Raw genomic sequence first — 22,139 nt, 5'->3', positions numbered from 1 at the left:
CGCCGCCGGGCACCGCCGCTCGCGGGCGCCGCCGTTCTCAGGGGCGGTCGCTCTCAGGCGCCATCGCCGCCGGGCACCGCCGCTCAAGTGCCGTCGCTACTGGGCGCCGTCGCTCTCACAGGCCGTCGGTCGGGCGGAGGGGGACGGTCGCGGTGAGCGTCGTGCCCGTGCCGGGAGTGTGGCTCACCGTCAAGGTGCCGTCGAGGCAGACGGCCCGTTCGGTCAGGGCGCTCAGTGCCGCCTGGTCGGCCGCCGTCACGGGCGGTGCCCCGTCGTCGGCGACGGTGAGCAGCAGCTCCGAGCCGCGGTCGGCGGTCACGTGGACATGGGCGGCCGCGCCGTGCTCCACGGCTCGCTCGACGGCCTCCGCGACCAGGAGATAGGCCTGGGTCTCGATGAGCCGGGGCAACCGTCCGGACAGGGTGCCCGAGACACTCAGCCGTCCGGGGTGGCGCCGGGCGAGGGCGGCGAGCGCCGCGGACAGCCCTCCGGCGCGTAGAGCGCCGGGGCACAGGGCGTCGGTGACCTTGCGGACGTCCGCGAGGGCTGCCTCGGTGTCGCGTACCGCGTCGTGCAGCAGTTCGGCCCCGGGGGAAGGGATCGCGCCCAGCGCCTGCCGGGCCATGTGGAGCCCGAGCAGTGCCCTGACCATGCGTTCCTGTGCCTCGTACTGGAGGGTCTCGGCGTACCGTCGCTCTCGTTCCGCCTGCCGGTGGGCGAGGAGCCGGAGCGGTGCCCGCGGGTCCTGCGGCACGCACCGGGCGGGATCCGGCTCGGTGAGTGGCTGGAAGAGGTACAAGGTCATGTCGCCGTCCGCCTGGTGCAGGGCGACGCGGGTCCATGTGACCGGCACGAGCGAACCGTCGGCGCGGGTGAGCAGGCCCGTCCCCGGTCCGGGAGCGTCCGGACCGGCCGGGGACGGTTCCGGTGTCCCGGCCGTGGCAAGCGGGTCGGGCGCGGTTGTCGGACGGCCGTCACGGCCCAGCAGGTCGGACGGCCGGGCGTGGCCTGTCGTCTCGGCGGCCGCCGGGTTCGCATAGCGCACCGTGTGCTCCGCGTCGACGGCCCAGACGGGCTGTCGTACGACGTCAAAGACACTTCCCCAGGCTTCGAGCACGTTTCCCCAGGCTCCGGCGATCGACGTCATCGCGCTTTGTCCTTCCCCCCGGCCCGGCGGCCTGCTGCCGCACCCACCGCTGGGAACGACTTTGGCAGGCGATTCTCGGCCACGCATCAGTCATATGACTCGGCGCCTGAACGCCCGCAGCCGTCAACGGACGTGCCCGCGCTCCGGCATGTGACGGCGTGGCTGGCCGCGGTCAGGGGGCGGTGGGGGTGAACAGGCTCTTCAGGTCGGCGTCGAAGAGGCGGTCCTTGGCCACGAAGGACTCGATGCCCGCGCGTTGCAGTTCCTCCGGCGACCAGAACGACTTGTCGGTGGAGGTCAGCACGATCCGCGGCCCGCCGTCCTGCTCACTGAGCCGGCGTGCCACGGAGAGCCCGTCGGTGTCGGGCAGGTGCAGATCGAGCAGCAGCCCGTCCGGGCGGTGTTCCCGCACCGCGGCCAGGGCCGAGGCACCGTCCTGGGACTCCGCCACGACATGCAGGCCACGAGCCGCAAGCAGTGTCGTGGCGATGCGGCGGAACCCAGGGTCGTCGTCCACGACGACGATGTTGATGCGCATACACCCAGCATGCCCAACCGCCCGACGACCGGACCATAGGGGGAGCCCTAGGGTTTGTCTATAGCTCACGCAAAGTCACCCCCCGCCGGTGGCGGGCCCGCATCGCAGCATGCCTGGAGCAGGGCCGCAACGCCTGTAGGGGAACCCCCACACCCGTTCGGCGAGAAACGTGGGGTTCGCTCCATCGAAGGAAGCCGCATCGCCGAGAAACATATGACGTGGCCTTCCCGGGTACGCCGTGATCCGTTGGGGACACATGGGGCCGCGGCAGGTGTCACCGGGCGTCTCTGTGAGGGATGGCGCCCGGTGACACGGCTTCTTCACGCCGGCGGGGGCCGGGATCTCCTGGAGCTGTGACAGCCGAGAATTCCATGGACCTGGACGGTGCTCGGCGGCATCTGTGTACGGCTCGCCGTGTTCTGCGGCTCTCTCCCCCGGCATCCGGGGCGTTCGACGCAGCGAGGGCCGCGCTCAGCGCCCTGCCTCTTCCAACGGCTGTTCACGCCCGGCACGGTCGGCTTCGACTGTGCGCGCCGCTGCTTCACCGACCTTTTCGCCGTCCCGGCCACCGGTCTCCGGCTGGATCTGGAGCGGAAGGACGACCAGCGGTTCCTTGTGCTGCGTGGCCACGAGGCAGGCGGTGGGGCGCTCTGCGACGCCTGGCCGGTCCAGGACTCCGCCGGACGCGGCGTCCTCAGCGCCGTACCGCTGGCCTCCGACCCGTGCGACCGCGCCTCCGCGGCCACGCGATGAGGATCGCCGTACGACGGAGCGGATGACGTCCGTGGTACGGCGATCCCGTGTCCGGGTCAGGAGCCGGGCGTGCGGGGCGTGCCGTCGGCGGGGGTGGGGGTCTCTGCGGAGTCGCGGGCGGCGGCAGCCTGAACCAGGCCGCTGGAGGCGCGCAGCGGGACTTCCTTGATGAAGAGGGTGACCAGGAAGGCGAGCAGGGCGACCGGGGCGACGTACATGAAGATGTCGCCGATGGCGTGTCCGTAGGCGCCCTCCAGCCAGGTGCGGACCGGGGTGGGGAGCAGGGCCAGGTCGGGCAGTTCGCCACTGCCCGAGGTCTTGGCCGCGGTCGCCTGGTCCTGCGGTGAAAGCTGGGTGACGGTCTCGCGGGCGTAGTGGCCGATCCGGGTGGTGAGGACCGAGCCGAGCACCGAGACGCCCACCGCGCCGCCCAGGGACCGGAAGAAGGTGACCGTGGAGGAGGCGGCGCCCAGGTCGTTCGGGGAGACCTGGTTCTGTGTGCACAGCACGAGGTTCTGCAAGGTCATGCCGACGCCGAGGCCCATCAGTGCCATGCACAGCGCGATGAACAGGTACGCGGTGTCGTAGCGGAGCATGCCCAGCAGCGCCAGGCCGACCGTCAGCAGCACACCGCCCGCCAGCAGCCAGGCCTTCCACTTCCCGGTGCGGGTGATGACCCGGCCGGAGACCGTGGAGGCGATGAACAGGCCCGTGATGAACGGGATCGTCATGAGGCCGGACTTGGTCGGGGAGTCGCCGCGGGCCAACTGGAAGTACTGGCTGAAGAAGACGGTGCCCGCGAACAGGGCGACGCCGGTGAACAGCGAGGCGATGGAGGCGAGGGTGATGGTGGGATTGCGGAACAGCCGCAGCGGGATGATCGGTTCACTGGCCCTGGTCTCGACGAACAGGAAGATGAGCGCCAGCACGAACGAGGCGCTGACCAGCGTGTACGTCTGCCACGACAGCCAGGCGTATCTGTCGTCGGCGAAGGTGACCCAGATCAGCAGGGTGCACACGGCCGCGGTGACGAAGAACGCGCCGGCCCAGTCGACCTTCACCTGGCGCTTGGTCACCGGGAGGTTGAGCGTGCGCTGCAGCACGACCAGGGCGACGAGGGCGAAGGGGATGCCGATGAACAGGCACCACCGCCAGCCGAGCCAGTCGGTGTCGGTGATGACACCGCCGAGCAGCGGGCCGCCGACGGTGGCGACGGCGAAGGTCGCGCCGAGATAGCCGGAGTAGCGGCCGCGCTGTCGCGGGGCGATCATCGCCGCCAGGACGACCTGGGACAGCGCGGACAGACCGCCGCCGCCCAGGCCCTGGATGACGCGTGCGGCGATCAGCGTGGCCGCGTTCGGCGCGAGACCGGCGACGAGCGACCCGATGCCGTACACGATCAGCGCCGACTGGACCAGGATCTTCTTGCTGAACTGGTCCGCGAGCTTGCCCCACAGGGGCGTGGAGGCGGTGACCGCCAGCAGGGAGGAGGTGACGACCCAGGTGTAGGCGCTCTGGCCGCCGCCGAGGTCGCCGATGATCCTGGGCAGCGCGTTGGTGACGACGGTCGAGGACAGGATGGCGGCGAACAGGCCGAGCAGCAGTCCCGACAGCGCCCGCATGATCTGCGGGTGGGTCATCGGTACGGCGTCCTCCGCCACCTGTGCCGGGTCGGCGGGTGCGCCGGCCCTGGGGGTGGTTGTCATAAGGTGTCTCGTCCTTAAAAGGTGACTGCGGGGGTATGGCTGGGGGCGTCGTCGAAGCTCGCCCGGAGCCGGGACAGCAGCGACGTCAGCCGGTGGATGTCCTCCTCGCTCCAGTCGCTCAGGCGCAGGGCGAGCGACTCGGCGGCGCGGTCGTAGAGGTCGGCCAGCCGGGCACGGCCCTCGGAGGTCAGGCGCAGGACGCGCGAGCGCCGGTCGGCGGGGTCGGGGCTGCGGTCGATCCAGCCCCGCTCGGCCAGGTGGGTCACGTGGCGGCTGGTGACCGACATGTCGACGGCGAGCAGTTCCGCGAGTGTGCCGATGCGCAGCTCGCCGTGGCGGTCGAGCAGCGCCAGCACCACGGCGGTGCCGCTGGAACATCCGCCCGGCAGGCTCCGGTCGAGCTGTCGTCGTACGGCACTGACGGCGCTCAGTTGCCGTGTCAGCTCCTCGTACTGGGCTTTCTCGGCCACGTGTGTCTCCTGTCGGGTGGTTCTTCTCATTGCTTGAGGCAACCATGCAGTGGCTCGGTCGCCTCAGGCAGGTTTTCTCGGGTGAGCCTCAGGTCACCGAAGGATCCGGCGGGCGACGTTCGTGTTCACCAGGTCGAGCAGCTCCTCGCCCCGGCCGGAGAGGATGGTGCGGATCGCGTAGAGGGTGAAGCCCTTGGCCTGCTCCACCGAGACCGCGGGCGGCACGGTCAGCTCCTGGCGCGCCGTCATGACCTCGACGAGCGCCGGTCCGTCGTGGGCGAAGGCGCCCTTCAGCGCGTCTTCCAGGTCGCCGGGCCGCTCGACCCGGCGGGCCCACAGCCCGATCGCGGCGGCGACCTCGGCGAGCTGCGGATTGTCCAGCTCGGTCGCGTAGTTGACGATGCCGGCGGCCTTCATCTCCAGCTCGACGAAGTTGAGCGACCCGTTGTTGAAGACAACGATCTTGGCGGGCAGCCGGTTCTGCCGCAGGGTGAACAACTCGCCGAGCAGCATGGTGAGTCCGCCGTCGCCGGACAGCGAGACGACCTGGCGGCCCGGGTACGCCGCCTGCGCGCCGACCGCGTGCGGCAGGGCACAGGCCATCGTGCCGTGGTTGAACGAGCCCAGCAGCCGCCGGCGTCCGTTGAACGTCAGATAGCGGGCCGCCCACATCACCGGGGAGCCCACGTCGACGGTGAACACCGCGTCCTCGGCGGCGAGCCGGTCGAGTGTGCGGGCGACGAACTGCGGGTGGATCGGGGTGCGTTCGCGGTCGTTGACGGCGAGCGCGTCGAGTGACTTGCGGGTGCGGGCGTAGTGGGCGCGGGCTCCGTCGAGGTGGTCGACGGCGTGCTTGTCCGTCTTGACCGACAGCAGCGGCAGCAGCGCGGGCAGGGTGTCGCGGACACTGCCGACCAGCGGCAGGTCGACATGGGTGCGGCGGCCGATCTGCTCGCCGCGCAGGTCGAGCTGGATCACCTTCGCGCCCCGCGGATAGAACTGCCGGTAGGGGAAGTCGGTGCCCAGCATGAGCAGGGTGTCGGCCTCCTCGATGGCCTTGTAGCCGGAGGCGAAGCCGAGCAGGCCGGTCATGCCGACGTCGTACGGGTTGTCGTACTCGACGTACTCCTTGCCACGCAGCGCGTGCACGACCGGGGCCTTGAGGGTCTCGGCGAGGCGGACGAGGTCGTCGTGGGCACCGGCCGCGCCGGCGCCCGCGAGGATCGTGACCCGTTGCGCGGCGTTCAGCAGCTCGGCGGCCTCGCCGAGCGCCTCGTCGTCCGGGCGGACCACGGTCCGGGTCGGTCGTACGACGGTGGGGGCCAGGTCCCGGCCCGCCTTGGCGAGGAAGTGCTCGCCGGGGACGACCACGACCGCCACTCCCTTGCGTTCGACCGCTGCCCGCATCGCCATCTCCAGGATGCGCGGGCCGTTCTCAGGGCTGGTGACGACCTCGGCGTAGACGCTGCACTCGGCGAACAGCTCCTGGGGGCGGGTCTCCTGGAAGTAGCCGGAGCCGACCTCACTGCCGGGGATCTGGGCCGCGATGGCCAGCACCGGCACCCGGCTGCGCTGAGCGTCGAACAGACCGTTGATGAGGTGCAGGTTGCCGGGTCCGCAACTGCCGACGCAGACGCTGAGTTCGCCGGTGAGCCCCGACTCGGCCGCGGCCGCGAGGGCCGCGCTCTCCTCGTGCCGCACATGCACCCAGTCGACGCCGTCGTCCCGGCGTATGGCGTCGGTCAGGCCGTTGAGAGAGTCACCGGGCAGACCGTAGAGACGGTGGACCCCGGAGGCCTTGAGCGAGGCGATGACGTGGTCGGCGAAGGTGGCCATGCGGGTTGCCTTTCGTCAGGTGTGAACGCGTACCTGATCAGTGTTCGGGAACATGCATTGCGCACACATCCGTCGAATGACTGCGTGGGTGCTGTGGGGGTGGCGGGGTTGCTGGGTCGGACGACTGTCGGATATGACCGGTTCGCGAGCGGGAGGGCGCAGCGCACGCCGCCCGGACACAGGGAAGCCCGCACCCCTCCCCCAGCGTCCGAGCGCGTTGCGCCAGGACGTTTTCGACGGCTCGTTTCAGTCCCGGTCGATCCAGGACATGGAGCGCACGGGGTGCCACCGCCCGGCGCACGCTCTCGACGAAGGCGCCGACTGAAGTCGCTGCCGCGCTCTTCGACGACTCCCCCTGCGATGCCGCCTCCGTTCCCGTCTTCGCAGGAGCAGACGCTCCTGCGGCGGCACCGTGGGTCGATTGGGTGTGAAACTCCTCGCGCAGGAGCTCGGACAACACGTAGGCGGGCTGCTGTTCTAGCGGGAGGCCGGGGCGTGGTTCACCGCGCAATCGGTCAGCGATGAGCGCCGCCATGTCGTCGAACAGGGCCAGATAGGTTGCTTCCCCAGTGCTGGGCACGACATCCGTGCGGATGATCGGCGGCGGCTGGTGGCGTCCCGCCATGATCTGCCCGGCTTCCGCCAGCAGTTGGTTCCGCTCCTGCTCGCCGAGCAAGGACAGGTCCGTGTGCGCCCGAGCAAAGAGAGGGGCCCAGCGTCGCCGGACTTCGACGTCCGTCTCCGTCGAATCGACCCCCTGGGGAAACAACTCCCGCCGCAGTCGTCGTGTCAGTGCCAGGCGCTCCCTGACAGACGGGTCCTCCTGGACTGACGAGGCCTCACGGGAACCGGGAGCCTCTGACGCGGTCCGTGGGGAGAAGCGCAGCCATTCCGCGGCCCGGCCGTCGTCCCGCTGACGGACATTCAGGTGGCCGCTGACCTGCGTATTGGTAGCGAACACCTCACTGCCGAGCGTGTCGGCGACGGTCTGGGCCAGCGCGGGCGCGTCAGCGCGCTCCGTCCCCGCATCGCAGGCGACCAGCACGACCCGCATCCCCGCCGTGCTGGGGCGGCGCCGCAGGTAGCCGCCCCAGCTCCGCGGGGTTCAGGAAGTCAAGCCCCACTCCGCGTACTTGCACAATGGCTTCCGGATCCGCATGACCGTCCCAGAAATACGCCCCGCCCTCGGACGCCACCCATGGCAACTCCGGTGACGGCGGCGGTTGCGCCCTCCAAATCGCTGTACCTGGACCTCGTCGAGAATTCCGACTGGACCCTCTCGTGAATGTCCTGCTCACCCCGTATATGTGCCGATCGTCCGATGGGCCGTGCGCTGTCGTGGTGCGGTACGGGAGTGGTCAGCACGTAGTCGTCGGGTACGACCCGTCCCGAGCCGGTGAACACCACGTCGGGCGTGGCCCCGCGGAGCGCCGCGCGCCGCAGATCCCCCGGCTCACTGAGGACCCACAGGCCGGTGGGGTCGCTCCCGCTTCCCGACTTCATCGGCGGCATCCTCCGTGGTTCACGCCCGGCAGAAAACGGGCGCCAGTCTAGACACTCCCACGCTCGGGAAAGCGACACGTGTGCGATGGCTACCGGTGGTAGGGTGCGCGCCGATCTCCCTTTCACATGTCTCTGGACCCACAACCTTTTTGGATTCCATGAGTAACGCGGCAGAGGAAACACCCCCATCGAACGCCTTCGTGCCCGGCGGTCGGCGCCGGCACCGAATGCCCTCCCCCAACAGCGGTTCGCCTGCACGGCGGGCGCTCGTGCTCGCGCTCGCCGTCCCCGTGGCCTCGGCCGCGCTGGCGGCGCCCTCCGCCTTCGCCGCGTCCGGCCCGGGTGCCACGGCCACGGCCGCCGACCCGACCGGTGACATCGACGCCGACGACCAGCAGATGGCCGCGAACCTCGACGCCCGCGTCCTCGACCAGCGGCTGGGCGACGACGTGAGCGGTGTGGTCCTGGACGCGGACTCCGACAGCACCCTGTGGGACCACAACGGTTCGACTGCGCTGATGCCGGCCTCCAACGTCAAGCTGGCCACGTCGACCGCCGCCCTGTCGGTGCTCGGCCCGCACCACCGCTTCACCACGAAGGTGGTGTACGGCGACGGCACCCTCACCCTCGTCGGCGGCGGTGACCGCACCCTCACCGGCGCCGACCTCGCCGAGCTGGCGCAGAGCGCCGTCGCGGGGCTGAAGAGAGCGGGCCTGACCTCGGTGAAGGTCGCCGTGGACGACAGCCTGTTCCCGGCGCCGACCCTCGCCGACGGCTGGAACGACGGCTACTACCCGGACACCGTCGCCCCGGTCCGCGCCCTCGTCGTCGACGGCCACGGGGTCCAGGACACCTCCCTCGACGCCGGGCAGGCCTTCGCCGAGCTGCTCGCCCAGCACGGCGTCACGGTGGCGGGCGATGTCACACGTGGCACCGCCGACCGCACCGACGTGCCGGTCGCCCGGCACATGTCGGCGCCGCTGGCGGACATCGTGAAGAAGATGCTCAAGACCAGTGACAACAACATCGCCGAGACCCTGCTGCGGATGACCGCCCTGGGCGCCGGACGTCCCGCCACCTTCGAGGGCGGCACCGAGGTGATCCGCGAGGTGCTCGGGCGCTACGGTGTCTCGCTGGACCACTTCGAGATCCACGACGGCAGCGGACTGTCCCGGACGGACCGCATCCCGGCGGCCACCCTGGCGCAGATCCTCGAACTGCTCACCGAACCCCACCACGCGCACACCCTGGGCGCCATCCTCGACGGCCTGCCGGTCGCCGGCGAGGCGGGTTCCACTCTTGGCCCGGAGTGGGGCAGGTTCGACGACCCGAACTCCCAGTGCGCGGTCGGCAAAGTGCGGGCGAAGACCGGCACGCTCACCGGTGCCCTCGCCCTGAGCGGTCTGACCAGGACCGACGACGGAGAGTGGCGGGTCTTCTCCTTCATCGAGAACGGCTCGACGGCCGCTCCCAACGACACCAAGGACGCGATGGACGGCCTGGCCGCCACCGTGAACGGTTGCTGGGCCTAGGACCGCTGCCGAGTACCGGACCGAGAGCCGGGCGCCGTCCGACCGTGGAGGTCGGGCGGCGCTCATCTGTGCCGCCCCGTCCGGGCCCGGCCGCTCTTCCCTGGCTCCGCTGGAAAGGAATCCATGAAACCTCCGCACACGCCCCGGTCGGGAGGGGAACTCCCGAAGAGAGTTCCGGGCAGCGCCAAGCAGGTCAGTTCGGCCGGCGCCGGTTCCGACCCCTCCCAGGAGGGCGCGGCGGCCGGCAGAACCGGCGGTTCGTTGCCCCGGCTCGCCCAGCTCTCCTCGCTGGGGTCACGGGGCACCACCACCAACCGCACGGACCCGAGCCGTGAACCCGGCCCGCTCCCCTTGGCCCCGCCCACCCCCACGCCCCGCAGCGACCCGGACACCGCTGACAAGCCCCGGCGCGAGGGATTCCGCGGCGCTTTCGGCGTCGTCGGTGTCGTCGGGTTGCTGGCCGTGATCGGGGTCCTGGTGACCCTGGGTGTCGTCAACGGCTCCGACGACGACCAGCACGCCGACGGGTCGGTGAGCGTGACCTCCGACGACCGGGGCACCGACGTCCTCGACGCGTTCGGGGGTGCCTCGGTGCCCTCGGCGAGCGCGTCCGGCAAGAAGGCCGGCGGGGCGAAGGAGTCGGCCTCCGCCTCGCCCTCCGCTACTGGGTCGGGCAAGTCGGCGGCCCCCGACGCGGACAGCACCGGTGAGGCGGCCACCGACGGCCGGCCCAAGGCCACGACCGAGGCGGCGGTGCCGGGTGTGAACATCGTCAGTCACGACTCCGGCCGGTGCATCGACATCGCGGGCGGCAAGGCCGTGCAGGGCGCGAAGCTGATGATCTGGGACTGCTCCGGTACCGCGTCGCAGCGGTGGACGTTCACCGGCGGGACCATGCGCGCGCTGGGTATGTGCGTGCAACTGGCGGGCGGGTCGAGCGACGACGGGATCGACCTTGAGATCGGTTCCTGCAATGGGAGTGCGGCACAGCGGTTCGTGCTGAACTCCTCGCACGACCTGGTGAACGTGCCCGCCGACAAGTGCGCGGACGTACGGGACCACCAGAAGACCGACGGCTCCAGGCTTCAGTTGTGGTCCTGCTCCGGCCAGGACAACCAGAAGTGGTCCACGCAGTAGCAGCGCGGGGCCGGCGGTGAAGACGTACGAAGCAGACGGGTCCGGCGCGAGTCGCCGGACCCGCTCACACGGGCGTGATCAGGCCTTCCGTCCGCGAGGTCGACGCGGGTAGCGGCCCGCCCGACGGGTCAGATGCCGTCCGCCAGCCGGTCCAGCCACTCCCTCAGCAGGGCCCGCTCGCCGGGGGTGAGGGAGTGGCGGCGTCCTGGTCCAGAGCGGTGCGCAGGGCCATGGTGTGGCTCGCCAGGGTCGCGCCTGAGGCGGTGGGCGCGTCGGTCGGGCCCACCGCCGGCGGAAGCGTCAGGGCACTGATCACCATCTCGCGGGTGATGTCTGCGGTACGTGGGTCCCGGGCGTCGGGCGGGAGGCTCAGCAGCGTAATGATCGTGCCCACACCGGAGGAGTGCATGATCTGGGTGGCTCGCTCGACGGTCATGCTCAGCCGACCGGCGGCCGCGACCTGGGTGATCATGCTGTGCAGACCAGCGACGGTCCGCTGGCCGGCCCTCGGCATCCGCCCCGGGCGGGGCTGTCCGTAGACGAGACCGTAGTACGCGGGGTGTTCGAGCCCGAAGCTGATGTGCAGGTCCCACGCGTCCCGCAGTCGCTGGACCGGATCGTCACCGGCGAGCAGTTCGCTCTTGATCTCCAGGTAACGCTTGAAACCGTGCTCGGCCACCTCGTCCAGCAGCCCGTCCTTGTCACCGAAGAGCCGAAAGATCGACGGCGCCGGCACACCGGCGGCAGCGGCGACGGCCCGCGTCGACACGGCGTCCAGGCCGCCTTCCTCCAGCAGCCTGGCGGCGGCCAGGACGATCCTGCGCCGCATGGTCAGGCCCTCGGGTGCCGCTTCTGCCTGCGTGTCGATCAACATAAACCAATGCTATCGCAGCCTACATATCACTGATTCAATCGATGATACGTTTGACGGTGAACACCTGCTCGTCCTGTTCATTCACACGTGTGCGCGTCGGACTCGTGCGGACGCACACCAGAAGGAGCTTGTAGCCATGGACCGTCAGCACTCACCCCATTCTGTCCCCCGGGTCGACCCCGAGCAGGCCGCCGAACTGGGCTACGACGTGATCGTCGTCGGGGGCGGCTCGGCCGGCTGTGTCCTCGCCGCCCGGCTGACGGAGGACGCCGACGTCAGGGTCCTGCTCCTGGAGGCCGGCGCCGCGACGCCGCCGGCGATCGCGGCCCATCCGCCGGCCTGGCCCGCCCTGGACGAGACCCCGGCGAGCTGGGGTGTCACGACCGTCGCCCAGTACTCCGGCTCCGCCCTCGAGCCCGGACCGCGCGTCCAGGTTCCGCGCGGCAAGGGGCTCGGGGGTTCTTCGGCGATCAACGCCATGGTCTTCGCCCGGGGTCATCACACCAGCTATGACAGGTGGAGCAACCACGGTGCCAAGGGCTGGACCTTCAACGACCTGCTGCCCTACTTCCAGCGCACCGAGACCGCCGTCAGCGGCGCCCCGGGCCGCGGCACCAGCGGCCCGCTGACCGTCGCCCCAACGGCCGAGCCCAACGCGGTCCTGCTCGCCTGCCTCGACGGCGCGATCGAGACCGGACAGCGCCGAGCACACGACATCAGCGGCGGACTGGAGGAGGGCTTCGCCCCGGTCGACCTCAACATCGTCGACGGCCGTCGGCAGAGCGCCGCCGACGCCTACCTCACTCCTGCCCTCGGCCGCCCCAACCTCACTGTCGTCACGGGGGCGATGGCTCACCGGTTGCTCTTCCGCGGCAACCGCTGCACGGGGGTCGAATACGACGTTGACGGCCGGGTGCTCACCGCACGGGCCAGCCGTGAGGTGGTTCTCACCGCGGGCACCATCGGCTCCGCCCATCTGCTGCTGCGGTCCGGCGTCGGCTCCGCGTCGGAGCTGCGCACGGCCGGCGTGGAAGTCTTCCACGAGCTGCCCGGCGTGGGCCGCAACCTGCATGACCACCCGAAGGTCGACCTCGTTTACCGCGCCGTCCGTCCCGTGCCCACGCCGCGTGCCAACCACGGCGAGATCATCGGTCTGCTGCGGAGCACGCCCGACCTCCACGGCCCCGACCTGCAGATCATCTTCGTCGACGTCCCGTTCCCCAACCCGGTCGCCGCCGTGGAGAACGGCTTCTCCATCGCTGTCTCGCCCCTGCTGCCGTACAGCCGCGGCACCCTGCGGATCACCTCCGCCGACCCGTACTCCACGCCGGTGCTCGACCCCGGCTACTTCACCGACGAGCGGGACGTGCGTGCCGCCCTTTCCGGCATCGAGACGGCGCGCGCGATCGCCCGCTCCACGGCGCTGGCACCCTGGGGTGCCGAGGAGGTCGCCCCCGGCCCGGACGTCACCGGTGCGGAGGCGCTCGCCGCGTACGTCCGTACGGGTGTGACGTCCTACTGCCACCCGGTCGGCACCTGCGCGCTGGGCGAGGAGGAGGAGTCCGTGGTGGATTCCGAGCTGCGAGTCCGGGGGCTGGAGGGGCTGCGCGTGGCGGACGGCTCGATCATCCCCTCGATCCCCTCCAACAACACCAACGCGACCGTGTATGCCATCGCGGAAAGGGCCGCGGAGCTCGTCATCGAAGGCGTCTGAGGCTTGTCCTCCTGGACACGTTTTCGCACCTATCTTCCCTCTCACGGGCGGATGACACGACTTTAAGGAGCCAGCATGACCGCCACCTCCCCCATACCCGCCGACCTACCGGGCACCGACATCGGCATCCTGATGCCCGTGGTCGTCCACTTCGACGACCTGGACCCGAGGGGCCTGCTGCACAGCGGCCGCTACCAGGTGCTGGTCGAACGGGCGTGGGGGTGGCTCTGGCGGAGCCAGGGCCTCGGCGGCAGCAAGGGCCTCGAAGGCGACGGCTTCAACGTCGCCAAGACGTTCGACATCACCTATGACCGCCCCATCACGGAGATCGGCGAGTATGCCGTCCACCTGTGGCTGCGGCGCCTGGGCACCACCTCCGCCGCCGCGGGCTACCGGGTGTGCTCAGCGGACGGGAAGACGACCTACGCCCACGGCAGCCGCACGGTGGTGCGCCTCGACAGCACCACCATGCGGCCCGCACCGTGGTCCGAACGGATCCCGGAGATCGCGCGAACCCTGGGCCTGCCGACGGCGGGCACACCCGCGCTCGACGAGCCGACGAACGTCTGGCTGCGCGGTCTGCTCAACCGCCACGAGGCTGTCGCCGGAACGGTTCACGTGGTCCGTGACAACCTGCTGCACATCGCGGCCGCCCACAACATCCCGCCCAAGGTCCAGCAGATCACTGCGCGGATACCGGTTGGCAAGGGCATGGCTGGCCTCGCCTGGCAGCAGGACCGGCCGATCCAGACCTGCAATCTCAAGGACGACGACAGCGGCGCGGTCAAGCCGGGTGCCAAAGCCGTGGACGGCAAGGCAGCCGTCGCCCTGCCCGTGCGGGGCGCGAATGGCACGGTCCGTGCCGTCGTCGGCCTCGCTTGGCTGGACGAACGCGAACTGACCGGGTCCGAGTTGGCCAAGCTCGGCGCCGACGCAGCGGAACTGCCCGGCACCTACGGCTCCCTGCCCCGGCCCCGGCGGTCACACGACTGATCCAGCGCATGGTCTCCGCATGGGTCACCGCCCATCCCCGGCTACTTGCTGTCCGGCCACAGGAAGCTGGTCAGCGGCATCGTCCGGGGCGACTGCTTCGTCGCCGCCGCCGTCATGGAGAACGGCAGCCCTCGACGGACGCGGGACCTTGACGTCGGACTCTTCACGCTCCGCCGGGACCTGGTGTCGGTCGAGAACACCAGGGACGTCAGTGGCACATTGGGCACGGGCAGCAACCCCGTCGACGCCGAGGGCGCCTTCGTGCTGGATGCTGGTGACGCGCTTCGACCGCCCGTATCCAGCGGCCCCTCTACCAGGGCTTCATCCCCGCGTGCGTCTTCCGCTGCTCGGCCGTGGTGCTCAGTGTGCCGCGCAGCGCCGTCGACGAAACCGTGGCTCTCGCCAGCGCACCCCCTTGGGCCACATGGTCGCCGAGTCGGCTCACACCCATGCGGTGGTGGCGAGGTCCGAGGCGGCCCTCGACGCGGCACGGCTCCTGCTGCTGTCGGCCGCGGCGGCGGTGGACACCGGTGACCCGCCGGCCTCGACCGGCGAGCCGCCCTGCACGCCGCGGTGAGCACCGACATCGGCATCCTGATGCCCGTCGTCGTCGTGGGTTTCCTCGAGGCCGCCGGCCGTTGTCCGCTTCGGGTTCGAGCCGGGCGTCCCCCTCTTCTGACGGCGGTCGAGGCACAGGGACCGTTCCGTACGACGGGACTGTGCCCGCCGCAGGGGCGTCACGCCCGTCGGCGTGCCCGCAGCGCCGCCGCCTTGACGCGGTTTCCGCAGGTCCGCATCGCGCACCACTCGCGTCGGCGCCCCCGGGAGCGGTCGAGATAGACGTGGGTGCAGTCGGGGCGACCGCACTCGCGCAGCAGCGTCGCGTCCTCCCCGGCAAGGATCTCGACGGCCTGGTGGGCGAGGTCGGTGAGGGCCTGGGCGGCTCTCCCGGAACGGCTGGTGCCCGCGACGTCCAGCCGCATCACCACCGGCACCCCGGCGGCCTGCCGGTTCACCGTGATGACCGCTTTGGCGGGCAGGGCACGGCCGGTGAGCCTGGCCCTGACCAGGGCGTAGATCGCCTCCCGCAGCTCCAGGGCCGCGCGCAGATCGGCCTGGTCGCAGTGAGGGTGCCGGTCGAGCAGTCCGGCCTGGACGAACCAGGAGTCGAGCAGCGCGGGTGAGCCGATCCGCTCGATGGGAACCGGCGTCCGCCACTCCTGCAGGGTGCCCACGAAGTCGAGTGCGGGTACTCCGCACGGAAACACATGTCTCACGTGACCTCCTGGGCAGGGACCTGACCACCTTTCAAGAGTAACCATCTTGACAGGTGACGGGAACCTTTGGGAAGCTCTCGTCACCGGTCAGAACGGTTACTTCTCGGTGAGGACACTTCCCATGACAGTCGTACGCTTCCACCTCGTCTCCCAGCTCGGTCCGAAGGACGTGCTCCAGGTGCTGACCGACTTCAGCCCCGCACGGGCCCAGGCCTGGCCCACGATCGACGCCGACCACTTCGAGGTCCACGACCTCGGCGACACCTGGGCGGAGGTCACCGAAGGGACCTCCGCGGCCTGGGAGCGGGCCCGCTACGAGTGGGAGCCCGCCGGTGACACGGTCACCATCACCACGCTCGACTCCAAGCTCTTCGGCCCGGGCGGGGGCTGGGTCTTCCGGATGACCCCGGAGGGCGACGGCACCCGGGTCGACGTCGAACTGACCCGGCAGCCCGCGACGTTCAAGGGCAAGGTGCTGGCCTCCCTGCTCCCCCTCGCCGCCCCCGGCTCGCTGCGCAAGTCCTTCGCGGGGCCCCTGCAAGCGAAGTGACGAGGCCGCGCGGCCACTTGACCGGGCTGCCGGTGAAGAAACCGACGAGCTCATCGACGGCGGGGTCGATGAGCTCACGCTGGTCGTGGAGGTGCTCCCCGACGACCTGAGGACCGGGCGGGGAGCGGTGAACCAGACCGGCGAACCGCCCGCCGAGCGCCTCGGCCTGCGCGGCGGCCCACGATCCCAGGGGCATCACGTCGCGGTCCTCACCGAAAGACCTGCTCCCTCGCCCTGATCGCAGGGGACGCCCCGAGGTCCCGTCACGGGGAGCACGTGATGATCGTCGTCGACGATGACCTGTACGTCCGCGTCTACCGACGACGCGTCCGCTCCCGTCGCACCGGGCCGCGCAGGAGACACGGCCACGGCACGATCCGGGTGCGGCGTCCGCCGCGCCGACGCCTCAGGCGTCTTCGGTGCGCAGCACTGGTTCGTCGTTGTACACCTTGGTCAACTCGACGTCGAGGATGGTGGCGATGCGTCCGAACGACCAGTAGTAGCCGGCCACTTGCAGCACCTCGACCAGTTCGCGGTCGCTGAGGAAGCGGCGGGCCTCGGTGAAGACCTCGTCCGAGACGCGCGGCTGCTTCACCACCTCGGCGGTGTACCGCATAAGGGCTCGGTCGGCCTCGGACAGGTCGGGGCTGTCGATCTGCCGCTCGCGGACGAGCTGCCGGGTCCGCTCGTCGACACCGGCCGCGGCGGCCATGGGATCGTGCTGGGCCGCCTCGAAGGCGCAGTCGGTGTGGGCGGCCACGGTGAGGATCACCAGTTCGCGTGCCCGGTCGGGCAGTTCGAGCGCGGTGAACAGCGTCCTGGCGAACTCTACGAACGGCTTCACGGTGCCCGCCGACAGGGACATCATCTTGACCATCGGGTCGGGCGGCAGTTGGCCGAGGAACGCGGCGACGTCGTCCGGGAACGAGGCGGGATCCGGGTAGGGCAGGCGGGGCATGACGGTTCTCCGAACCTAGGTGTGAAGACAGGGGCGGGTCAGGCGGTGGGGATGTCTGCCACGTCGAACCCCGTCTCGCTGAGGTGCCGGAACCGGCCGTCCTCGGCGAAGGAGCCGAAGATCGCGACCTCGCGGGTCTGGGTGGTGCCGTCCGCCAGGGTGATGCGGAAGACATGCCGCTCGGCGTAGGTGTCTCCGTCGGTCAGTTCGTCGAGCACCGTGACCGTGCCTCCGGTGACCTTGCTCCGGATGCCGGCGGCCATCTGCACGAACTCGTCGCGGTTCAGCGTCTTTCCGTCGCTGCGGTGGGTGTAGTCGGGGGCGTAGTAGCGGTCGATGACCTGGTGCAGCTCCAGGGCCGGATCGGGCGCGAAGACCAGGGCACGCAGGGCGTCTGAGATACGGACGTGAGTCATCGGATGCGTCCTTTTCTGGTGTTCGGGGCGCAGACGGCCGCCCCAGGTAAACGGACCCCGGGGTCCGGTACGCTCGTTTGCCATCGTACCGGACCCATGAGTCCGTTTCCTGTCGGGAGGGGGCGCCGACCGGCTCTACGGGGTCAGAGGGTGCGGGCGAAGAAGGCCAGCAGTTCTGTCCAGTGCCGCTCGGCCGCGGCGGGGTCGTAGGCGGCGGTGTCGGACTGGGTGTAGCCGTGGTGCGCGCCCGTGTAGACCTCGCACCGGTGCCGCACGCCCGCGTCGGCGAGGGCCTTCTCCAGTTGGCGGATCTGTTCCTCGGGCATCGAGGGGTCCTCGTCGGCGTGCGCGAAGTACAGCTCGGCGGTGATCCGGTCGGCGAGCAGATGCGGGCTGTCCGGCGCCTCACTGGCCAGGTCACCACCGTGAAAGCCGGCCGCCGCGGCGACCCGGTCCGGGTGGGTGCCGGCCGTGTACAGCGCGAGTCTGGCCCCCATGCAGTACCCGGTGACGCCCACGGGCCCGTCCGTGACCAGCGGCGAGTTCGCGAACCACGCCAGATAGGCGCCGGCGTCCCGCTCCGTCAGCTCGGGGGTGAGCGCCTGCATCAGCGGCACGGCCTTGTCCACGATGTCCGGCCGGGCCTCCATGTCGATGAACTCGGGCAGCTCGACGACCGGGATACGCCCGTGCCGGTAGAAGACGTTCGGGACGACAACCGTGTAGCCGGCGGCCGCCAGCCGGTCGGCCATGGCCTTCAGGTGCGGGCGCACCCCGAAGGCGTCCTGGTACAGGAGCACACCCGGGTGAGCCTGCCCGTCGTCCGGGTGCGCCAGATAGGCGTCGGCGATGCCGTCGGCGGTGACGATGTCAACGAGTGTTCCGGTCACGAAGGTCATGGCGTAGGTGTGCCTTTCTACAGAAAAGTCGGATAACACCCACAAACACCTCCATCGGCTCCGGGATTCCCCCGCCTGCCGTCGGAAAGGAGAAACACGTGTGCCTACCGGTTCCGGCCGAACGCAGGTGCGGCCGTCCCGGCGGGGGCCCGGGACGGCCGCAGCACCCCTCACACCTCAGCTAAGCGAAGGGCACCCACAGGCAACAACGCAGCCGGATCGCGAAAGGTTCACACCCATTCTCCATGCGTGCCGCTCCGTGGCATACACATATGCTCCTCATCGGCATGTCACGATCACAGACACGAGGACGAGAGACTGACATGAATGACTTTCATCCCGGCCGCAGACGCCTGCTGAAGATGTTCGGTCTGGGCGCCACCGCGAGCACGGCGGCCATCCTCCAGGCCGATCCGGTGCTGGCGGCGACGCTCGGGTACGACGAGAAGACCGGGGTCGCACCGGCCACGTACCGGGCACCCAAGGGACTGGCACGGAACACCGCGGCCAAGCAGACCGCCCTCGACTGGATCGCGGCCGAGCAGGGCGCGATCACCAGACTCAGTGACGAGGTGTGGCAGCACGCGGAGTTGTCGTTGCGCGAGTGGAAGTCCTCGCTCGCGCACGCGAAGTTACTCCAGGACAACGGCTTCAGGGTCACCTGGGGGGCGGGCGGCTTCCCGACGGCGTTCGTCGCCACGTACGGCACCGAGGGTCCCGTCATCGGCTTCAACGCGGAGTACGACGCTCTGCCCGGCCTGTCGCAGAAGAAGGGCGTGGGCACCCACGACCCGCTGGTCTACCACTACGACGCCTACGGCCCCACGTACGGCGCCGGCCACGGCGACGCACACAACGCCCTCGGCGCGGGCGGCACCGCCGCCGCCATCGCGGTCGCGCGGGCGATCCGCAGCCACGGCCTGAAGGCGACCGTCAAGCTGTTCGGCAGCGCGGGCGAGGAGCAACTCGTCGGCAAGGCGTACGCGGTCAAGGCGGGCGTCTACGACGGCCTCGACGCGTTCCTCGACTGGCACCCGTTCAACATCACGGTGCCGTTCTGGAACACCACCAGCGCGCTGATATCGGCCACCTTCACCTTCCTCGGCGCCTCCGGCCACGGCGGCACCCCGCTCGGCAACAAGAGCGGCCTGGACGGCGCCCTGCTGATGGCGACGATGTCGGAGTACCTGCGGGAGAAGAACGTCGCCCCGTCCGGCCGCTTCCACTACGCGATCATCAACGGCGGCGGCGCCCCGAACGTGACCCCGGACATGTGCTCCATCTGGTTCTTCGTCCGTGAGGGCAGCCCGGCGCGCGCCAAGGTGCTGTACGACAAGATCGTGGAGTGCGGCAAGGCCGCCGCCCAGGCCAGCCAGACCCGTCTGGTGCACCGGTTCCACTCCGGGACCTGGAACCTGCTGGCCAACAAGGCGGGCGCGGAACTGCTCAACGACAACATGCGGCAGATCGGCGCCCCGCGTTTCACCGACGCCGACCACGCCCTGGCCAAGGCGGTCCAGAAGTCGCTCGGCAAGCCCGAGGTGGGCATGCCGACCGAGCTGACCCCGCTCGCGCCCCCGGCGGCGGCGTACACCGGCGGTCTGGCCACCGACACCGCCGACATAAGCTGGCAGGCGCCCACCGCCGTGCTGCTGTCCGCCACCTACCCACCCGGTATCCCGAACCACAACTGGGGTGCCACCGCGACCGCGGCCACCAACATCGGCCATCAGGCGCTGCTGTCCGCCGCCCGCTATCTGGCGGCGGGGGCGATCGACCTGATCGAGCAGCCGGACCTGCTGGACGCGATGAAGCAGGAGTTCAAGGACCGCACCGAGGGCCTCGAGTGGGCCTCGATGATCCCCGACGGGCAGCAGCCCCCGCTGTACGAGCCGCCCGCGGAGTTCCTGAAGGCGACCGGGCAGTCCTGGCCGCCGAAGGGCGTGACGTGGCCCGTGGCTCCGATCGTGTCCACCGAACAACTGGGCGGCACCGGCCCGGCCCTGGCCCCGGTGACCTGACGGCACACCGCTCCGCACACGCCTCCGCCCGTGGTCGTCGCGCCCCCCGCGACCGCGGGCGGAGGTCTGCTGACTTACGTCAGCGGGCCCGCCGTGCGTGAGACACCTCCCGGCGCCCTCCCCCGGCGACGACACCCGGACCGTCAACTGACCGATGTGCTGCCCCGGCGCCCGGAGAACAGTGGTGAGCACACACTTCGACCCAAGGAGGGGGAACTCCTGTCATGCATCGTGATCAGTCACCCCTGAGGGCGCGTTCGGCGCCCGAGCTCGTGCCCTCGCTGTACCTCCCTGTCGACCAGATGCTCGACGAGTTCACCCGGCAACCCATCACCGCGGCGTTCCGGTTCGACCCTGACATGCCCGCGCTGATCACGGTGGAGTTCGTGGCGGAGCGGGGCCCGGGGCTGGTCTGGCGCATCGGCCGTGAACTGCTCCATCGGGGGTTGACGGCGATGAGCGGCTGCGGCGACGTCCGGATGTGGCCGATGGCGCCCGGGGAGCGGCCCTCGTCCTGGCTGCTGCTCGAATCGCAGGAGGTGGAGGCCCTGTTCGAGGTGCCCATCCCGCCTTTGGCGCTGTGGCTCGACACGACGTATCGGATCATCTCGGCCGAGGCGGAGATGACAGGTCTGGACTGGGACGCCTTCCTCAGGGATCTGCTCGACGGCCCGGAGGCTGCCGCGGACTGAGCGTGTCCGGGACCACGCGGGGGTGACTTGCCTTCCATCGCATCACCTGTCAGAGTGGTGACGCACAGGGTTTCCGTCCCGACGACACCCCTGTGCCGCAAGCCGCACGTGTGCGGCGACGAGGAGGACCGAAGTGAGGACCAGCAACCCTTTCCTGTCCCGCTGGGGTGGCACCCCTGACACCGGTCGGGCAGCCGCTCGCGCGGAACGGCCGGTGGGCGCCACCGTCGGCGGCCGCCCGGCGGACGACCACGACTACCTGACCAACCCCTACGCCCGGGCCGACCAGGCCGACCGGACCGGCTCGACCGCGGTGACCATGGACGACGTCGTCGTCCGCACCGCGACGACGCTCGGCACCGTGGCCCTGACGGCCGTGCTGTCCTGGCTCCTGCTCCCCGTCGACGAGGCGAACCTCGGCCGCTCCTACGGCCTCGCGACGGGCGCCGCCCTCGTCGCCTTCGTCCTGGCGATGATCCAGTCGTTCAAGCGCACCCCGTCCCCGGCCCTGATCCTCGGATACGCGGCCTTCGAGGGCGTCTTCCTCGGCGTGCTCTCCAGCACGATCTCGACGTACATCGCGCCGGGCGTGGTCGTCCAGGCGGTCCTCGGCACCTTCGCGGTGTCCGCGAGTGTGCTCATCGCGTACCGGATGCGCTGGATACGCGTGACCCAGCGGTTCGCCGGCTTCGTCGGCGCCGCCGCGACCGGCTTCGTCCTGCTGCTCGTCGCCGACCTTCTCTTCTCCGCCTTCGGCGCGGGCAACGGCCTCGGCTTCCACAGCGGCGGCCTCGGCATCGTCTTCGGTCTCGTCGGCATCCTGCTCGGCGCGGCCTTCCTCGCCATGGACTTCAAGCAGGTCGAGGACGCCGTCGCCTACGGCGCCCCGCGCGAGGAGGCATGGCTGGCCGCCTTCGGTCTCACCCTGACGCTGGTGTGGATCTACCTGGAGGTGCTGCAGGTGCTGTCGCTGTTCAACAGCGACAACTGATCACGCCGCCACCGACCGACGTTTGAGGGGGATGCGCACCGCGCATGCCCCTCAGGTGCGTCCGTGAACCCTCCACGGGAGCACGCTCGTTGTCATGAAGACCGCCTGACCGCCACCACGGGGAGCCCCACC

At 70.4% G+C, this 22,139-nt stretch carries 20 protein-coding genes and 1 pseudogene; 10 read left to right on the top strand and 11 right to left on the bottom strand.

Annotated features, from left to right (window positions below; genetic code table 11):
• Nucleotides 1–115: 115 nt before the first annotated feature.
• Together ABZT06_RS41960 and ABZT06_RS41955 are read right to left on the bottom strand one after the other, a co-directional pair.
• Nucleotides 116–1,147 carry a PAS domain-containing protein gene (locus ABZT06_RS41960; protein WP_355753192.1) on the bottom strand — a complete coding sequence of 344 codons (1,032 nt, stop codon included), beginning with the start codon at nucleotides 1,145–1,147 and terminating at the stop codon, nucleotides 116–118.
• A gap of 172 nt (nucleotides 1,148–1,319) precedes the next feature.
• Nucleotides 1,320–1,685 carry a response regulator transcription factor gene (locus ABZT06_RS41955; RefSeq protein WP_355753190.1) on the bottom strand — a complete coding sequence of 122 codons (366 nt, stop codon included), beginning with the start codon at nucleotides 1,683–1,685 and terminating at the stop codon, nucleotides 1,320–1,322.
• Between the two features lie 384 nt (nucleotides 1,686–2,069).
• On the opposite strand from ABZT06_RS41955, the gene ABZT06_RS41950 reads away from it, so the two are divergent.
• A complete protein-coding gene (locus tag ABZT06_RS41950) occupies nucleotides 2,070–2,438 on the top strand; it encodes a hypothetical protein (protein ID WP_355753188.1) in 369 nt (122 codons plus the stop codon).
• A 56-nt stretch (nucleotides 2,439–2,494) separates the two neighbouring features.
• On the opposite strand, the gene ABZT06_RS41945 is transcribed toward ABZT06_RS41950, so the two are convergent.
• The 4 genes from ABZT06_RS41945 to ABZT06_RS41930 all read right to left on the bottom strand — a co-directional run bounded on the left by ABZT06_RS41945 (nucleotide 2,495) and on the right by ABZT06_RS41930 (nucleotide 7,504).
• A complete protein-coding gene (locus tag ABZT06_RS41945) occupies nucleotides 2,495–4,078 on the bottom strand; it encodes an MDR family MFS transporter (RefSeq protein WP_355753226.1) in 1,584 nt (527 codons plus the stop codon).
• 80 nt (nucleotides 4,079–4,158) lie between these two features.
• The gene (locus ABZT06_RS41940; protein WP_355753186.1) at nucleotides 4,159–4,614 is read right to left on the bottom strand and encodes a MarR family transcriptional regulator; all 456 of its coding nucleotides are present in this window, start codon (nucleotides 4,612–4,614) and stop codon (nucleotides 4,159–4,161) included.
• Nucleotides 4,615–4,707: 93 nt separating this feature from the next.
• The gene (gene poxB, locus ABZT06_RS41935) at nucleotides 4,708–6,450 is read right to left on the bottom strand and encodes a ubiquinone-dependent pyruvate dehydrogenase (protein ID WP_355753184.1); all 1,743 of its coding nucleotides are present in this window, start codon (nucleotides 6,448–6,450) and stop codon (nucleotides 4,708–4,710) included.
• Between the two features lie 37 nt (nucleotides 6,451–6,487).
• Complete coding sequence (locus ABZT06_RS41930; protein WP_355753182.1) at nucleotides 6,488–7,504, bottom strand: hypothetical protein; 1,017 nt, start codon at nucleotides 7,502–7,504, stop codon at nucleotides 6,488–6,490.
• Between the two features lie 607 nt (nucleotides 7,505–8,111).
• Here ABZT06_RS41930 and dacB point away from each other — a divergent pair.
• Together dacB and ABZT06_RS41920 are read left to right on the top strand one after the other, a co-directional pair.
• Entirely contained in the window at nucleotides 8,112–9,485 is a 1,374-nt protein-coding gene (gene dacB / locus ABZT06_RS41925; protein ID WP_355753180.1) for a D-alanyl-D-alanine carboxypeptidase/D-alanyl-D-alanine-endopeptidase, read from the top strand.
• 123 nt (nucleotides 9,486–9,608) lie between these two features.
• Nucleotides 9,609–10,622 carry an RICIN domain-containing protein gene (locus ABZT06_RS41920; protein WP_355753178.1) on the top strand — a complete coding sequence of 338 codons (1,014 nt, stop codon included), beginning with the start codon at nucleotides 9,609–9,611 and terminating at the stop codon, nucleotides 10,620–10,622.
• 163 nt (nucleotides 10,623–10,785) lie between these two features.
• Here the strand turns inward: ABZT06_RS41920 and ABZT06_RS41915 are convergent, their stop codons facing one another.
• Nucleotides 10,786–11,496 (bottom strand): TetR/AcrR family transcriptional regulator, encoded by a 711-nt coding sequence (locus tag ABZT06_RS41915; RefSeq protein WP_355753176.1) that lies wholly within the window; start codon nucleotides 11,494–11,496, stop codon nucleotides 10,786–10,788.
• A gap of 136 nt (nucleotides 11,497–11,632) precedes the next feature.
• Here ABZT06_RS41915 and ABZT06_RS41910 point away from each other — a divergent pair, with 136 nt between their 5' ends.
• The 3 genes and pseudogenes from ABZT06_RS41910 to ABZT06_RS41900 all read left to right on the top strand — a co-directional run bounded on the left by ABZT06_RS41910 (nucleotide 11,633) and on the right by ABZT06_RS41900 (nucleotide 14,203).
• Nucleotides 11,633–13,210, top strand: a complete 1,578-nt coding sequence (locus ABZT06_RS41910; RefSeq protein WP_355753174.1) for a GMC family oxidoreductase N-terminal domain-containing protein — start codon at nucleotides 11,633–11,635, stop codon at nucleotides 13,208–13,210.
• A 75-nt stretch (nucleotides 13,211–13,285) separates the two neighbouring features.
• A pseudogene (locus tag ABZT06_RS41905) lies at nucleotides 13,286–13,705 on the top strand (acyl-CoA thioesterase); the annotation flags it as partial.
• Complete coding sequence (locus tag ABZT06_RS41900; protein ID WP_355753224.1) at nucleotides 13,679–14,203, top strand: GAF domain-containing protein; 525 nt, start codon at nucleotides 13,679–13,681, stop codon at nucleotides 14,201–14,203. The pseudogene ABZT06_RS41905 and the gene ABZT06_RS41900, both read left to right, overlap by 27 nt.
• Nucleotides 14,204–14,940: 737 nt before the next feature.
• Here the strand turns inward: ABZT06_RS41900 and ABZT06_RS41895 are convergent.
• Complete coding sequence (locus ABZT06_RS41895) at nucleotides 14,941–15,480, bottom strand: ABATE domain-containing protein (RefSeq protein WP_355753172.1); 540 nt, start codon at nucleotides 15,478–15,480, stop codon at nucleotides 14,941–14,943.
• 121 nt (nucleotides 15,481–15,601) lie between these two features.
• Here ABZT06_RS41895 and ABZT06_RS41890 point away from each other — a divergent pair, with 121 nt between their 5' ends.
• Nucleotides 15,602–16,030, top strand: coding sequence for a hypothetical protein (locus ABZT06_RS41890; RefSeq protein WP_355753170.1), 429 nt, complete (start codon nucleotides 15,602–15,604; stop codon nucleotides 16,028–16,030).
• Between the two features lie 406 nt (nucleotides 16,031–16,436).
• Here the strand turns inward: ABZT06_RS41890 and ABZT06_RS41885 are convergent, their stop codons facing one another.
• The 3 genes from ABZT06_RS41885 to ABZT06_RS41875 all read right to left on the bottom strand — a co-directional run bounded on the left by ABZT06_RS41885 (nucleotide 16,437) and on the right by ABZT06_RS41875 (nucleotide 18,303).
• On the bottom strand, nucleotides 16,437–16,988 hold the full coding sequence (locus ABZT06_RS41885; RefSeq protein ID WP_355753168.1) for a carboxymuconolactone decarboxylase family protein: 552 nt from the start codon (nucleotides 16,986–16,988) through the stop codon (nucleotides 16,437–16,439).
• Between the two features lie 38 nt (nucleotides 16,989–17,026).
• Entirely contained in the window at nucleotides 17,027–17,404 is a 378-nt protein-coding gene (locus tag ABZT06_RS41880; RefSeq protein ID WP_355753167.1) for a nuclear transport factor 2 family protein, read from the bottom strand.
• Between the two features lie 143 nt (nucleotides 17,405–17,547).
• Complete coding sequence (locus ABZT06_RS41875; RefSeq protein WP_355753165.1) at nucleotides 17,548–18,303, bottom strand: dienelactone hydrolase family protein; 756 nt, start codon at nucleotides 18,301–18,303, stop codon at nucleotides 17,548–17,550.
• A 323-nt stretch (nucleotides 18,304–18,626) separates the two neighbouring features.
• Here ABZT06_RS41875 and ABZT06_RS41870 point away from each other — a divergent pair, with 323 nt between their 5' ends.
• The 3 genes from ABZT06_RS41870 to ABZT06_RS41860 all read left to right on the top strand — a co-directional run bounded on the left by ABZT06_RS41870 (nucleotide 18,627) and on the right by ABZT06_RS41860 (nucleotide 22,007).
• Entirely contained in the window at nucleotides 18,627–20,324 is a 1,698-nt protein-coding gene (locus tag ABZT06_RS41870; protein WP_355753163.1) for an amidohydrolase, read from the top strand.
• A gap of 224 nt (nucleotides 20,325–20,548) precedes the next feature.
• Nucleotides 20,549–21,016 carry an SsgA family sporulation/cell division regulator gene (locus ABZT06_RS41865; protein ID WP_355753162.1) on the top strand — a complete coding sequence of 156 codons (468 nt, stop codon included), beginning with the start codon at nucleotides 20,549–20,551 and terminating at the stop codon, nucleotides 21,014–21,016.
• A gap of 133 nt (nucleotides 21,017–21,149) precedes the next feature.
• Nucleotides 21,150–22,007 carry a Bax inhibitor-1/YccA family protein gene (locus ABZT06_RS41860; RefSeq protein ID WP_355753160.1) on the top strand — a complete coding sequence of 286 codons (858 nt, stop codon included), beginning with the start codon at nucleotides 21,150–21,152 and terminating at the stop codon, nucleotides 22,005–22,007.
• Nucleotides 22,008–22,139 lie beyond the last annotated feature (132 nt).

It is taken from the genome of Streptomyces sp. NPDC005483 (genome assembly GCF_040606035.1).
GTDB lineage: Bacteria > Actinomycetota > Actinomycetes > Streptomycetales > Streptomycetaceae > Streptomyces.
The sequence above is the reverse complement of the archived record's forward strand: the minus strand, read 5'-3'. Positions and strand labels throughout refer to the sequence as shown.